This window comes from Sediminibacterium roseum, from assembly GCF_009939005.1.
Lineage (GTDB): Bacteria > Bacteroidota > Bacteroidia > Chitinophagales > Chitinophagaceae > Sediminibacterium > Sediminibacterium roseum.
The window spans coordinates 520,674-534,812 of sequence record NZ_JAACJS010000011.1 but is presented as its reverse complement, the minus strand read 5'-3'; the positions used below and the strand labels follow the sequence as shown (position 1 = coordinate 534,812).

Below are 14,139 nucleotides of genomic sequence, written 5' to 3'. Positions count from 1 at the left end.
GGCTTCCGTTTTTTTTATGGGGATCATTTGTTTTCAAGAAAAGCCAAAACCTTTTCTGCGGTGGGGGCTGCGATCAGCACATCGGGCTCGAGCCGGTTGGCGATCTTTTTTCCCGCGGGGCGGATCCATTCCTTCACGCCAAAACGCAGCGGTAGCCCTGTGTTTGGCAGCTTTGTGCTGTAGAGTTCGCCAAAATGCGTGGGATGCCCCATCGAAGGCGATTCCCCTATCAAAATTGCCATCCGATTGTCTTTGATGATACTGGCAAACATGATCGCACTTGAAAACGTACCATTGCCAACAACAACATACACCTTGCCTTTGAATTTTGGTGTTGATTCCGATGGCCTTTCCTGGTGTGAATCCCTGTGCAGCACCTTTCCAGGTGCGAGGTTCGCGTATTCGTCGTCAGTTGAGCCGTACGACCTGGCTACCGCAAGGTATTCATCGCTTCTTCGCCAGTTCATCTGGTAAGATTTGTACGGTTTGCTGTAGAAATGATCGATCAGTACAGTGCCCACCGCAGAATTGCCCCCGCCGTTCCGGCTCACATCGATCACCATCCTGCTCACGCCATCGTTTGCGGCCAGTGCGAAGAAGCTGTCGATCTTGTGCCGCCACTGGTCCAGACCACCATCCCTTTTCACCGAGAAATCCGGTACAGTGAGATAACCTGTTTTGCCCGATGTTTTATAACTGAGCGTCTGCTTATTCTGTCCCGTGCCGTAAACGTTTTTCAGGTAATCCATCCAATCCCTGGAAGCGATGGGTTGGATGGAGAGCTTTTTCCCGTCGGCAAGTGTAATGTTCCATGTATTTTCAAACGGGTGCGACAACCCATACAAATAGCCAAACTGCACCAGGGTTTTTTCTTTTCTTTCATCGGGGAATCCCGTTGTGTAAGTGTTGAGTTGCTGCAGCAGTTCGGCAACCGGGACATTGTTTACCGCTGCGATCCTGTCGCCTTTTTTCAAAACACTGTTACCCCAAACAGTATCTGTCATAAACCCCGCAGGCGTTGCCTTCAGTGAAAAAGGAAGGAACAGGGCACGATTGGTAAAATAGCCAGGCGCGGTCAGCTCTGCGTGTTCGTCTGATAAATAAGAGATCGCGGGTTTAACGATCTTGTAAAAAGCGGCGGCCGTCATCGAGTCTTTCAGTTGCGTGCGCATGCGTTCAAAAAGGCCATCCCATTTCTTCTTGTCTAGCTCGCTGTATGGGTCTGCGTGCACATTGTACAACTGTTGTTGCAGGTAATCCAGGTCGGCTGTCAATGCTTTGAGGCTGTAGTTCCGTTCCTGCGCGGTAACGCTGCCGCAGAGCAACAGCAGCAGTAGGGCCATCGATCCAATGGTTCTCATGAAGTTTGTTTTGCATGAAACGCGTAGCGTGCAGAAAATGTTACAGCCCGGCAGAAATTTGCTGCAAACATTAAAAGTTGCCTGTTAGTACCAACCATTACCGCTAAAAATCGAACACCGCATTGTTCTTCGGGTAATCCAGTTTGAAACTCTTTTCGGCTTTCCCGTTTTTTACATGAATGATGTTGCTCTGGGCCTTTTCATAATCGTAAAGCAGTGAGCAATCGAGCTCGATCTTTTTCACATTGGAAATTTTGGGGATCTCGAGGTAACTCCATACGCTTTCATTCTGCACCTCGTGGCCGAGGTAGGAGAGCGTTACGGGCTGGCCGTTTACCTTGAGCTTTATTTTTTCGGTGAGGTAGTTGCTGATCTGTTTGTCGAGAAATGCATTGTCTGCCGGCTTGATCACATCCAGCCTGGTTGTTGTTCTTTTCTGAAGTGTTTTCTCAAAATCTTCCGTAAACACCCGTACGCTGATCTCCACCGTTGCGTCTTTGGCGTTGTGGTTGATCTCCACCATGGAAATATAAAACGGGTGTACCAGTGATACGATGCCCATCGTGAGCCACTGAATCAGTATATTTACCATTCAAACATCACTTTTGTTTCAGCACAAATATCCTGATTAATTCAATTGCCGCACATGAATGATTTCGGACTCTTTTTTCAGATGGGCTACAAACACATTGCCGATCTGAATGGCATCGATCACATCCTTTTCGTGGCCGCGCTTTGCATCCGCTTCCAGCTGGCCGACTGGCGCAAGATCCTGGTGCTGGTAACGGCTTTTACCATCGGGCATTCCATAACACTGGCGCTGAGCGTTTTCAATGTGTTGACCTACCCGGTAAAATGGATCGAGTTCCTCATCCCCGTAACCATTGTTATTACGGCAATCAGTAATGTGTTTGTAAAAAAGTTCGTATTCCGGACCCGGTTCCCGCTCGTTTATTTCTTTGCCTTGTTCTTCGGGATGGTGCACGGCCTCGGGTTCAGCAATTACCTGAAAAGCCTGCTGGGGCGCGACCAGAACGTGGTTCCGCAGCTGCTGGCTTTTAACCTGGGGCTGGAGGTGGGCCAACTCCTCATAGTAGCTGGAATTCTGCTTATTTCCTTTATATTCGTGTCCGTTCTGAAGCTCAACCGCAGGGAGTTCCTGCTCTATGTATCCGGTGGCATTTTTGCGCTGGCGCTTCAGATGATGCTCGAACGATTGCCTTAAATTTTAAAGATCAACATGAGAAAACTACTACTCGTCTCAATGTTAAGTTGCACTGTAGCATTGAACGCACAGGACATCCACAACAACCCCGGATCAAACCACGGAAACAAATTTGAACAGTTGGGCACGATCCTTCCAACGCCTAATGAATACCGTACGGCAAGTGGTGCGCCAGGACCCAAATACTGGCAGCAGCGCGCAGACTACGATATCAAATGCGAGCTCGACGAAGCCAACCTGCGCCTGAAAGGAACAGAGACCATCACTTACTGGAACAACTCACCCGATCCACTTACCTACCTGTGGCTGCAACTGGATGAGAACGAACACAGCAATGTGAACAATGCCAACTACCAGGACAGGAACACGCTGGGCAGAACGCTTACCACTACGGCGATCGAAGCGATGATGAACAAAAACGTGGACAATGGGTACGGCGACCAGATCACAAAGATCACCGATGCTATGGGCAAGGCCCTGAAATACACGATCAACAAAACAATGATGCGTGTAGACCTCCCGGTAACATTGAAACCCGGACAAAAATTCGTATTCAACATCGAATGGTTTTACAAGATCACCGATAAGAACGCTTTTGGCGGAAGAGGCGGCTATGAACTGTTTCCTGAAGACGGCAACAGCCTTTTCACGATGGCGCAATGGTACCCGCGTTTGTGCGTGTACAGCGATTTCCAGGGATGGCAGAACCACCAGTTCACCGGCCGCGGAGAGTTTGCGTTGACATTTGGAAATTACAATGTGTCGATCACCGCACCAGGCGACCATGTTGTGTTGGGAACAGGGCAGTGCCAGAACTATGCGGCTGTTTTGTCTCCTACACAGTTATCACGCTGGAACCAGGCGCAGAACACGAAAGAGCCGATAGAGATCGTAACGCTTGCAGAAGCAACAGCTGCTGAAAAACAAAAAACAACAAAAACAAAAACATGGGTGTTCAAGGCAGAGAACGTAAGGGACTTCGCGTGGACATCGAGCCGTAAATACATATGGGATGCCATGCCAGCCTACGTAGAGGGCAAGAAAGTGATGTGCATGAGCGGCTACCCGAAAGAGGCATATGGCCTGTACCGAAAGTTCTCAACCAAAGTGGTTGCGCATACCATCAAAACCTATTCTAAATTCTCCATCCCGTATCCATACCCTGTGGCACAAAGTATTGAAGCGGCCAATGGCATGGAATACCCGATGATCTGTTTCAACAACGGACGTACGCAGAAAGACGGATCTTACAGCGAATCGACCAAATTCAGTATGCTGGGTGTGATCATCCACGAAGTGGGACACAACTTCTTCCCGATGATCGTGAACAGCGATGAGCGCCAGTGGACATGGATGGATGAGGGCGTGAACTCTTTTGTAGAATACCTCACCGAAGAACTGTACGATAGCAAATACCCTTCACGCAGCATGGGTGCGGGTTATACGATGGCGAGATACATGGGCCTTCCAAAAGACCAGCTCGAGCCGATCATGACCAACAGTGAGAACATCTCGAACTTTGGTGCGAATGCCTACTCTAAGCCGGCAACCGGGTTCAACATCCTTCGTGAAACGATCCTGGGCCGCGAACTTTTTGATTTCTCATTCAAAGAATATGCAAAACGCTGGGCATTCAAACATCCAACACCTGCTGATCTTTTCCGTACAATGGAAGATGCAAGCGGCGAGGACCTGGATTGGTTCTGGAGGGGATGGTTCTACAGCACAGATGCCTGCGATATTTCGATCGACTCGGTTAAACATGCTGTTTACGATCCGAATGCAACACCGCAGGCCGGCGGTGCGCCCGGATTCAGGGGTGGTTTTGGCGGCGGTGGAAACAACAACATGTTGCCACGCCCGCAGGTAAGCACGTTTGAAGATATTTCAAAGATCAGGAACAAGGCCGATAAGAACATTGTGTTTGCAACAGATGCAGACACAAGCCTCCGCGATTTTTACTGGAGGTACGACAGGGGAATTGAACCCTACGATTCCATCACCAAACTCCCTGCACCCGCGCCATTTACAGCGCCTGCATCAGAGCCGTTAACGGCAGAGGAAAAAGCAAAATACGGGGATGTTCACCTGTATGAACTTTCGCTGAGCAACAAAGGCGGATTGGTAATGCCGGTTATCGTTGAGTTTACTTTCGAAGACGGTACCAAAGAGGTGCAGCGCATACCGGCGCAGGTTTGGAGACACAATGAGAACAACACGGTGAAAGTGTTCCTCACAAAGAAAAAAGCAGTGAGCATCAAGCTCGATCCTTATGGAGAAACAGCAGATATCAACAGCAACAACAACAGCTGGCCAAAAGCCGGCGCTGCCGATGAGCCGAGCAAATTCTCTATTTTCAAAGCAGGTGCGAGGGCATCAAGGGGCGCAGGCGGTTCAACGCTGAACCCGATGAACAATGCACAGCAGAAAGGAAAATAAGTAAGAAAATAATGATCATCTTAGAGCCACTTGAATTAATTTCAAGTGGCTTTTTTGATCGCCGTGATCCATTCAGGATCCGCGATCCGCAAAAAAAAATACTTTATGAAACCAATTGTCGTTTTTTCTTTTTTACTGATCGCCCTCTCAACAAAAGCGGCCAGCGTTGATACACTCGAGATCTTCAGCAACAGCATGCACCGCAAAGTGAAAACCGTTCTGGTAAGGCCATCGGGTTATAACAATGGCGATAAAAGATATCCTGTTGTGTATTTGCTGCACGGAGCCTTTGGCAGTTATTCAAACTGGATCACCAAAGTGCCGCATATACAGCAGCTTGCCGACCAGTACCAGTTGATGATCGTTTGCCCGGATGGAGGGTACACGAGCTGGTATTGGGACAGCCCCATCGATTCAACCTACCGGTTTGAAACCTTTGTGGGCACAGAAGTTCCACAATACATCGATGCCAATTACAGGACCATTGCAGACCGCAAAGGCAGGGTCATCACGGGTTTGAGCATGGGCGGTCATGGCGGATTCTTTCTTGGCTTCCGCCATGCAGAAACGTTCAGCGCCATCGGCAGCATGAGCGGTGCGCTGAATTCAACCGTGATCACACAGGGATACGGGGTAGAAAAAAGATTGGGAGATACTGCGGCGAACAGAACCTACTGGAGAGACTGGAGCGCGCTTGCCGCTGTGGAAAAATACCCCAAAGATTCCGTGGCCATTATTTTCGATTGCGGCACCGAAGACGGTGTTCTCTTTATGAACCGTTCCATGCACGAAAAACTCAGCAAAATGAAAGTGCCGCACGAATACACCGAACGCCCCGGTAAGCACGACTGGAAATATTGGGAAAACGCGATCGATTACCAATTGTTGTTTTTCAGGAAGCATTTTGACAAGGTGCTCAGGTAGGAGAGATACCGTTTAATTTATTGCCGCATTAAAATAAAAGCAACTCAATAGAGTTGCTTTCTTTTAATGCGGTTCGATGCAATGAGGCCCCGTTAAAATTTTCACTGCACCTGGCCATGCATTAAATGTGGTTCATCTGTAATCAATCTATGACTCAAGTAAGATACGTTGCTATCTTTTTGCCGGTTGCCTGTATTGCACGGAAAAATTCAAACCAAAACTACTCAGCCTGATGCTTCCAAAACCAACGCCTGCCAATGGAAGTTTGGCATAGGGTTCTATGATGAGCGAGAAATTCTTACTCATGCGGCTTTCAAAACCTGCAGACAAATGCAGGATAGACATGAAGTAGGAATCGCCTGTATAATACTCCGCATAACGCGAAGTGAGCACACCTGAGCCGTTGTAAAATCTGTAGTAGTAATCTTCGCTCGTCATGAGGTAAGACGAAAGCCCAGTACTTGCAAACACGCTGTTCTTCTTGCCCTGGCTGATGGTATAGCGGGCGAGCAAAGGAAACTCCCACATGTTGCACGAACCGTTTACGTCCTCTATTTTGTAATAGCTGATCATGGTGCCTTTTGGTGCGGTAAAATCAGCTCCTGCCACCTTGTATTTTTTCTGCGTAAAGATGGCGCCGGTATGAACCGATAATTTATCGTTGAAATGATAACCCAGAACCAACCCGGCATTGAAGCCTGCATTGTTTCCGTATTTGAACTTTACCGTGCTCTGGTCAACACCCGCCAACGCGCCAAAACTGAAACCTTTGCCCCTTGGTTTCAAAGGCGCCGCCTCTTTTTTTACCGGGGACGTGGGTTCTGCAGCAGCCGATGTATCAGGAGGTGTTGTTTCCGTTTTATTTTCTGTTACGGACGTAGTGTTGTTATTGTTTTTTTGTTGATCAGGGCTTGTTTGCGTTTTGGCCTCAGCCGTTTCAACTGCAGCAGAAACCGGAACTTCTTTTGAAACGTTCATGGCAACCGTTTCTTTTTCTTTTACAGCAGTTGTTTTGGTTTCATCGGTGTTTGATGAAGTTGTTTTTGCAGCAATCGTTTTACTGGCCGTAATCTTCGGCGCCGCGTTACGGGGCGTAGCAAGGTTTGCTGCCGTGGTTCGGTTTAATGCGTTAGAAGGCGCAGGTGAATTTGATCCTTCCTGTACAGATGTTGTTTCTTTTGAAGGTGTTTGTTTGACGGCATCTTTGCCCGCATCCGTTGCCTTACTGGTTGCAGTGGTATTTTCTTTTGTTGAAGAGGGAACAACAACGGCGCGCTCAACGGCTGCGTTGTTGTTGTTCTGTGTAAGCCAATACGCGGTTGCCCCGCCTGCAAGCAGAAGGGGGAGGAGCCACCAGAAAATGATGCGGCGCTTTTTTTCTTCAACCGGCATCACTTTGTCCAGCTCGCTGCTGAGTGCGTTCCAGTCGGGCGCACCCGGCGGTGTGTATCTCCCGGCAGCTTCGCGGCTTAGTCGGTCCAGCTCTTTATCGTCGCCAAGATTATGCATATAATTTGTACTCGGTTTGTTCGGTAATTATTTTTCTGAGGTTGTGCCTCGCTTTCGACAGGTTTGATTTTGATGCACCCACGCTGATGCCAAGTTGTTTGGCGATCTCTTCGTGACTGAATCCTTCAATCACAAACAAGTTGAACACCGTCCGGTAAACAGGTGTCAGTTTTTTGATGGCATCGATGATCTCGAGGTACATCAATTTATCGATCCCGCTTTCCTGCGAATCCGCAAAAGTTTCGCCTTCTTCGTTGATCTCCTGGCTCACCAGTTTCAGGTGCGTTCGGCGGAGATGGTCGATACAGGTATTCACAACGATCCTTTTGAACCATCCCTTCAGCAGGGCCTCTGTTTCGCCACCCCGCGTTCCATCGAACTGCTGGATGTTTTTAAACAGCTTGATAAAGGATTCATTCGCCAGTTCCTCCGCCTCTTCCTGCCGGCTCACGTAACGGTAGCAGATCTTCATGGCATAGTCGTACAGCCAGTGATACAGGTCACGCTGGCTGTTGCGGTCGTTTTTACAGCAACCGCTGATCAGGCTTGATATATGATGTATCTCCCGGGGCAATGGTTCGTTATGGATACAATACAAAAATAGTCGGTTCGGGAGGATATACGACGGAGGGAGGGCCCGGGTTGCCTGTAACAAGGGGAAAATAGCGTCTTACCCGCCTCCTGTGCTCCCTGTTCTTACCGCTTTTTTCTTGCCCGAAGTCTTCTTTTCAAAATCGAGTACTTCTTTGGGCTTGGGTTTTTCGGCTGGTTTTGCCTTGGCGGTGTCGGGGGCGGCCACTTTGGCGAGGCCGGTTATAGGGTCGGGTTCATTGGGATCGCGCAGGCGGTCGAGAAAATAGCTCTCGGTGCTGAGCAGGCGGCCTTTCGTGGGATCGTAGTATTTCCAGGTACCGTGCCTGAGCGAATTTCCTTCGTTCTTTACGATCACTTTTTCGTACTTGTTCGGGTCGATGGGATCGCGAACATCTATCGTATCAAACCCTTTATCCGGGTTAATGGCGCGCCAGCTCTCCTCGCGTTCAATGCCAAAAGGGGTGAAATAACGGCAAATGCCATTCTTGTTCCCCCATTTGTAGTTTTCCACCGCCAGCGGGTCGCCCATCAGGTTGTAACGCATCCAGGTGCCTTCTTTCCGGTCGTTCACGTAAACGCCCTCTTCTTCGTAAGCGGGTTGGCCACGAAGGGCAGGCATGCGTACGCTCCACTTGCCCTGTTTCTGGCCCTTCAGATCTATCGCATTCAACGTATCTCCCTTGTCGCTCAGCCGGTAGGTCTTATACTGCGCCCCGGCAGTAAGCGAAATCAACAACAGGAAGAGAACGGGCCGAGCATACATAGGTGGTGATTGTAGGATAAAATTACAATTGTTGGGTTGAGTGAAGAAGTTAAAATGAAAGGAACGATTTTTGAATCAAACCATAAAAACAAGCAGCATGAGCAGTGCATTTGTTAAAGAGAGCAGCGACCAGGACTGGCTCCACGAAGTGGAGGGCACCGTTGCGGCCCTGAAAATGTACCTGACAAGGGAAACCGGCATGCGTGTGTTCGAGCAACGTTCTTTCGTGGATCCGAAAACACAGAAAGAGGTCCACAGGATGAGCAATGGCCTCGATTACGCCAAAGACGCAGAAGGGAAATGGTACGTTGTTATTTAGACCGCCGCCCCGTTCTGCCCCGGCGCAGCCAGAGTAAGAAACCGGTGATGCTGAGCAATCCGCCCGTCAATCCAAAAATACTGTACAATGCTTTCACCGGCCACCCGCCAAATCTTCCATAATGTATTTGCGCATTGATGATGTCGTAGCGGCTGGACGGTTCTATTTCATTTACAAACGCTGTTTTTGCAATGCCGCCCACACTATCGAGATAAACCACGTCGGCGAATTTTTTGGAGTGGATGAAGCTGTTGGTAAGCCGGCTCCCGTAAACCGCCGTTTTCCGGCTCTGCGTTGGCGCGAAATAAATGATATAGCCCGTGAATGAAGGATGCTGTTTCTTCACGCCCTGCAAGGCGCTGTCGATGTTGAAGAACAATGCAGGCGATGGCTTGATCACCGGCGTATAAGGCTGCATGGTTTGGTAAAATGATTTTTTGAAAACATACCGCTGCATCCAATACCCCGTAACGCCGATCATGAGGTTGAACAACAGGGCATACACGCCGATCAGCTGGTGTATGTTTGCCCGCCTGAACATTTCTTTCCTGAACCGTAAAACAGATGCGATGTTTTTCCGGTAAAGAACAACACCCGTAAGCAGGCTGATCACAAACACCACGGCAAAAAAGCCAAGCAGCCATTCTCCTTTTTTCTTCAGGTGAAATGAATTGTGAAAAACAGTGAGCCAGCTCATAAAATTATTGCGCATGTCTTTGCTTCCGCCCCGCACCCACAATATTTCTGCCGTTTGCGGATGCACAAAAACCTGCATCGTTTGTTTGCCTTCCGCAAAAGAAGAATCGTATGCCGAGAAAACATAAGGATGGTGAATGTCTTCCGCCAGGTTGCAACTGCTTACCTGCGCATGGGGATATTTCTTCTGCAGGCTCCTGTAACAGCTGTCTACAGGAAGCAGGGTTTTATTTTCAGCCACAGCAACCGGTGGATGTTGCAGCGCATCCAGTTCTTCGTGAAACACAAGCGCCGCGCCCGATAGGGACATCAACAAAATAAACAACCCCGACAGCAGGCCGGCAAAAGAATGGATCGTAAAAAAAATACTTTTTCTCATTTGTGTTTTGGGTTGGGTCAGGCCATGAACGAAACCATTGTCAATGCTTTTTCTCCCAATGCCTGGTCACCAATGATCTCTACAACATCCCTCACTTGCTCGGTACGGATGCTTTTCGAGAACAGTTTCCATGCGGTGTCGGGATCGATCTTTACCTGTGTTGCAGGATCATTGACCGGGTCTTTTGTAAGCAGCCATTTGCTTTTGTCAGCTTCAAGGAACCATGACCCGGCTGCATCACCGGTGATGGTCATCTGCAGGGTGGTTCCGGGTGTTGCTTCCACTTCGCGGAAGGTGAAGGGCAGCGCCATCATCAATGTATCTATGAAAGGGTAGAAGAGCTCCCTGGTAAAAAGCGCCTGCCTGCCAACCGCATCGCGGATCTGTTGCTGGTGCAGCCATTTTTCTGTGTACTCGCGCGCTATGTGCATCCAGTTTTTACTTTCGTCCTCGCCGGCCCAGTTTACCGCGTAAGGGGATTTGCCAAAGGGATCGAGCGACATATAATAATCGCAATACGGCTTGCCGGTTGTTTCATGCAAGAGCACAAGCATGGCCGGGCTCACTCTTTTCATTGCTTTTACCCAATCGGCATTTAACCCGTTCAGGTAATCGAGCAGGTCCTGGTACGACCGGATCTCTGGTACATCACCCTGGTGCTGGTCGCGCAGCGCCGATAAGATCCTGATGTTTCCATCAAGCAGGTGCGCAACCACGTCTTTCACCTTCCACAATTTTGCAACGGTTTGTTTCTGCCATTCTTCGGGTGATAAGGAATAGAGCAGCTCCATGAATTTTTTGTCAAGAACAGGAAGCATGTGTGCAAGGTCGAGCGGTATGTTTTTTCTTTCTTCCATGCATTAAGAAGTTGCGCCGTGCGCGAGTTTGAATATGGTAAAGAGATGATGCGCCTCATGCAAAAGAAAAAATTCTGTCCACTCGATCATCTTCATTTCGCCAAAACGCTGGTGCCTGCCTGTTGTCTCAACCTGCGTGCACGATAAGCCATTCACCAGGTCGAAAATATATTTCCTGTCTGCATACAACCTGTCGAGTAAAATCGGCAGGTCCCATTTTTGCCAGGCCGGGAAATCTGCATCGTGTTCTGCCACATAACTTTCAAACAAAGGCCTGCTGCCCGATGCGATGCGGTTGATCCGCTCTATGAAAACCGCCTGGTACCGAGCAAGATGCGCAATATTGTCTTTGATGCTCCACTTACCGGGAACAGGCGCCGCCACCAGTTTTTCGTGTGGAAGGGTTCGGATGATAACGTCGATGGATTCGTGTTGGGTGTGCAGCCTGTCTAACAACGACCTGTACGGGAGCATTTGTTCTTTGTTTTGGATTTGGATCGGGTTGCCATATTTTGCGGGGTAACTTTCAAAATATGTGGGAACTAAACTACTGAATTATTCCGAGGCAATTGCATCGTACAGGCACGGAAGCAATTTATTAATACCACCTGCCGATTGACCGGCATGGATTGCCTTTCCATCCACTCACAACAACAACAGCGTACTATTTTTTCTGCGAAGCTTTCATTTGCTCGAGGAAATTTGCGCTGCCGCCTTTGGGTATGCTCAGCGATTGCCATTCCTTGTCTTTTATGATCCTGCCGATGTAGGCGATTTGTCCAACATGGTAGGGATGATGCGCCAGCTGTCTTAAGATCGCATCATACACAACCAGCGGTTCTGTACGGATGAGGATGGTTTTTTGCAGGTCTTCTTCTTCCAGGCTTTCCAGTGTATCGAACATGCATTGCCAGCCTTCTTCCCACAGGGCCAGCAGGGCATCTTTGCCGCGGCGAACCTCTTCAAACTCGGCATCGCGCCGGCGCCATTCTTTTTCGCCGTCTTCGGTGAGAAAGTTGGTCCAGCGGCTCAGCATGTTGCCGTGCAGGTGCTGAATGATCACCGCGATGCTGTTGCTTTCTCCGGATGGCTTATAGAAAAAGTCTTCTTCATTGAGTTGTGAGAACGTTCTTTCACCAAGTTCCTTGTAGTAGCGTAAACGTTTGATGGTATCGGCTAAAAATCCTTTCATAGAAGTGGATGGTTAGTGATTAGAAATAATTGCGCGGGATCGCAAAACCCGCACTAAAAAATCTTTCGCAATTTCTGTTTGTCATTTTTTGAAACATCCCCAACGGATCAAAACCCCGCAACAGAATCATCGCCTCTTTTGTCTGCCACGGTTTCTTTTTTCCCATTGCTCAACACGCGTATCGCTTCCGTACGGCCGATGCCGCCGCGTTCGGTGATCTTGTAGCCCATGGATTGCAATTGCTTTTTTGTTTCTGCATTGAAATCCCTTTCTACTGCAACCTCATCGGGCAGCCACTGGTGGTGGAATTTTGGTTTGTTGATGGCATCATCTGCATTCATGTTAAAATCAACCAGGTTAACAATGGCCTGGTAAACCGAAGTGGGAATGGTGGTTCCGCCGGGTGTGCCCACTACCACATAGGGTTTGTTGTTTTTCAGGAGCAGTGTGGGTGTCATCGAGCTTAACATTCTTTTGCCGGGAACAATGGCATTTGCCTCGCCGCCGTAAGCGCCATACATATTGGGTACGCCGGGTTTTGCGCTGAAATCGTCCATCTCGTTGTTCATAAGAAAACCCGCGCCGCCAACTACTGTGCGGCTACCGTATCCACCGTTGAGGGTGGTTGTAACCGATACCATATTTCCTGCAGCGTCCATCACACTCAGGTGCGTGGTCTGTTCGCTTTCCTTGATCTGGCCCGCTTTGATGGAAGAACTAACGCCGGCTTTATCAGGGTTGTAATCTGCCATTCGCTCCGCAGCATACGCCTCGCTCATCAGGGTCTTTACCGGTACTTTGAAAAAATCAGGGTCGCCCATGAACTCGGCGCGGTCTGCATAGGCGCGGCGCTCTGCCTCTATCATAAGCTGTACTGCTTTTGGTGATTGAAATCCGTATGAACCCACAGGGTATTTCTCGATCATCTTCAGCATCTGCGCGATCAACAATCCCCCGCTGCTCGGCGGTGCGAAGCTGATCACCTGGTGGCCACGGTATTCGAACTGCAAAGGGATCCTGAGTTTGGCCGTATAATTTTTCAGGTCGTCGAGGCCAATGATCCCATTGCCCCGCTGCATTTCTTCAACGATCAGTTTCGCCGTTTCCCCACCGTAAAAACCTGAGGCGCCGTCTTTCTGCATGCGTTTCAGCGTAGCCCCCAATTCTTTTTGTACCATCGTATCGCCTGCTTTCCATTTCCCTTCTTTTACAAGTGCGGTTGGCCTTGTGCTGTTTTTCAGAAAAGCTTCGCGCGTGCCGTTTAAGCTGGAAGCTTCTCTTTCCGTGATCACAAATCCTTTCTCTGCAAGATCAATAGCAGGTTGAACGAGCTGGCGGAAGGGCAGCTTCGCATAGGTCATGGTTGCAAACAAACCTGCCACGGTGCCTGGAATGCCGGAAGCCAGGTGGCCGGCCAAAGAAAGTGTGGGAGAAACATTCCCGTTCTTATCGAGATACATATCGCGCGTGGCTTTTTCGGGTGCGGCCTCGCGGTAGTCGATGCCGATCAGCTCGCCGTTTGGTTTGCGCGCGAGTAAAAATCCCCCGCCTCCTATATTGCCCGCAGCGGGATATACCACCGCAAGCGCAAGCTGTGTGGCCACTGCCGCATCAAACGCATTGCCGCCCGCCTTCATAATGGCCGCGCCTACCTGGCTCGCCAATGGATGCGCACTGCTTACAGATGCTTTGCTGTAATCTGCTTTTTTCACAATGGTATAATGGTAAGGATCGATGGCCTTGCCCGCGCCCACGATCGAAGGAACGGTCTGCGCCTGCGCCACCACAAATGCAATGGCCAATAAGGAAAGAAGGATGGGTTTTCTCATGGCAGAAAATTACAGCTTTTTACAGGAACAGGAAAAAAGGAGGGAAGAAAAC

At 49.3% G+C, this 14,139-nt stretch carries 14 protein-coding genes; 4 read left to right on the top strand and 10 right to left on the bottom strand.

Annotated features, from left to right (window positions below):
* Positions 1–23: 23 nt before the first annotated feature.
* Together GWC95_RS07560 and GWC95_RS07555 are read right to left on the bottom strand one after the other, a co-directional pair.
* Positions 24–1,361: a S41 family peptidase gene (locus GWC95_RS07560; RefSeq protein WP_161818081.1), complete on the bottom strand. Its 1,338-nt coding sequence runs from the start codon at positions 1,359–1,361 to the stop codon at positions 24–26.
* Positions 1,362–1,464: 103 nt separating this feature from the next.
* Positions 1,465–1,953 carry a DUF6702 family protein gene (locus GWC95_RS07555; RefSeq protein ID WP_161818080.1) on the bottom strand — a complete coding sequence of 163 codons (489 nt, stop codon included), beginning with the start codon at positions 1,951–1,953 and terminating at the stop codon, positions 1,465–1,467.
* A gap of 54 nt (positions 1,954–2,007) precedes the next feature.
* Between GWC95_RS07555 and GWC95_RS07550 the strand changes: the two genes are divergently transcribed.
* The 3 genes from GWC95_RS07550 (at position 2,008) to GWC95_RS07540 (ending at position 5,949) form a co-directional block, all read left to right on the top strand.
* Positions 2,008–2,586: a HupE/UreJ family protein gene (locus GWC95_RS07550; protein ID WP_161818079.1), complete on the top strand. Its 579-nt coding sequence runs from the start codon at positions 2,008–2,010 to the stop codon at positions 2,584–2,586.
* A 15-nt stretch (positions 2,587–2,601) separates the two neighbouring features.
* Positions 2,602–5,025, top strand: a complete 2,424-nt coding sequence (locus GWC95_RS07545; RefSeq protein WP_202630236.1) for a M1 family metallopeptidase — start codon at positions 2,602–2,604, stop codon at positions 5,023–5,025.
* Between the two features lie 105 nt (positions 5,026–5,130).
* Positions 5,131–5,949: an alpha/beta hydrolase gene (locus GWC95_RS07540; RefSeq protein WP_161818078.1), complete on the top strand. Its 819-nt coding sequence runs from the start codon at positions 5,131–5,133 to the stop codon at positions 5,947–5,949.
* A 171-nt stretch (positions 5,950–6,120) separates the two neighbouring features.
* Here the strand turns inward: GWC95_RS07540 and GWC95_RS07535 are convergent, their stop codons facing one another.
* The 3 genes from GWC95_RS07535 to GWC95_RS07525 all read right to left on the bottom strand — a co-directional run bounded on the left by GWC95_RS07535 (position 6,121) and on the right by GWC95_RS07525 (position 8,815).
* Positions 6,121–7,458 (bottom strand): outer membrane beta-barrel protein, encoded by a 1,338-nt coding sequence (locus GWC95_RS07535; protein ID WP_161818077.1) that lies wholly within the window; start codon positions 7,456–7,458, stop codon positions 6,121–6,123.
* Entirely contained in the window at positions 7,451–8,032 is a 582-nt protein-coding gene (locus tag GWC95_RS07530; RefSeq protein WP_202630235.1) for an RNA polymerase sigma factor, read from the bottom strand. The genes GWC95_RS07535 and GWC95_RS07530 overlap by 8 nt, the downstream gene beginning before the upstream one ends.
* Before the next feature lie 96 nt (positions 8,033–8,128).
* Positions 8,129–8,815, bottom strand: a complete 687-nt coding sequence (locus GWC95_RS07525) for a toxin-antitoxin system YwqK family antitoxin (protein ID WP_161818076.1) — start codon at positions 8,813–8,815, stop codon at positions 8,129–8,131.
* 97 nt (positions 8,816–8,912) lie between these two features.
* Here GWC95_RS07525 and GWC95_RS07520 point away from each other — a divergent pair, with 97 nt between their 5' ends.
* Positions 8,913–9,134, top strand: coding sequence for a hypothetical protein (locus GWC95_RS07520; RefSeq protein WP_161818075.1), 222 nt, complete (start codon positions 8,913–8,915; stop codon positions 9,132–9,134).
* Here GWC95_RS07520 and GWC95_RS07515 read toward each other — a convergent pair.
* The 5 genes from GWC95_RS07515 to ggt form a co-directional block, all read right to left on the bottom strand.
* The gene (locus GWC95_RS07515) at positions 9,127–10,209 is read right to left on the bottom strand and encodes a PepSY-associated TM helix domain-containing protein (RefSeq protein WP_161818074.1); all 1,083 of its coding nucleotides are present in this window, start codon (positions 10,207–10,209) and stop codon (positions 9,127–9,129) included. The two genes, GWC95_RS07520 and GWC95_RS07515, sit on opposite strands and share 8 nt — an antisense overlap.
* 17 nt (positions 10,210–10,226) lie before the next feature.
* Positions 10,227–11,066, bottom strand: a complete 840-nt coding sequence (locus GWC95_RS07510; RefSeq protein WP_161818073.1) for a maleylpyruvate isomerase N-terminal domain-containing protein — start codon at positions 11,064–11,066, stop codon at positions 10,227–10,229.
* Between the two features lie 3 nt (positions 11,067–11,069).
* Positions 11,070–11,540 (bottom strand): DinB family protein, encoded by a 471-nt coding sequence (locus tag GWC95_RS07505; protein ID WP_161818072.1) that lies wholly within the window; start codon positions 11,538–11,540, stop codon positions 11,070–11,072.
* Positions 11,541–11,730: 190 nt separating this feature from the next.
* A complete protein-coding gene (locus GWC95_RS07500) occupies positions 11,731–12,258 on the bottom strand; it encodes a DUF1572 family protein (RefSeq protein ID WP_161818071.1) in 528 nt (175 codons plus the stop codon).
* Between the two features lie 107 nt (positions 12,259–12,365).
* Entirely contained in the window at positions 12,366–14,087 is a 1,722-nt protein-coding gene (gene ggt, locus GWC95_RS07495) for a gamma-glutamyltransferase (RefSeq protein ID WP_161818070.1), read from the bottom strand.
* Between the last annotated feature and the right edge of the window lie 52 nt (positions 14,088–14,139).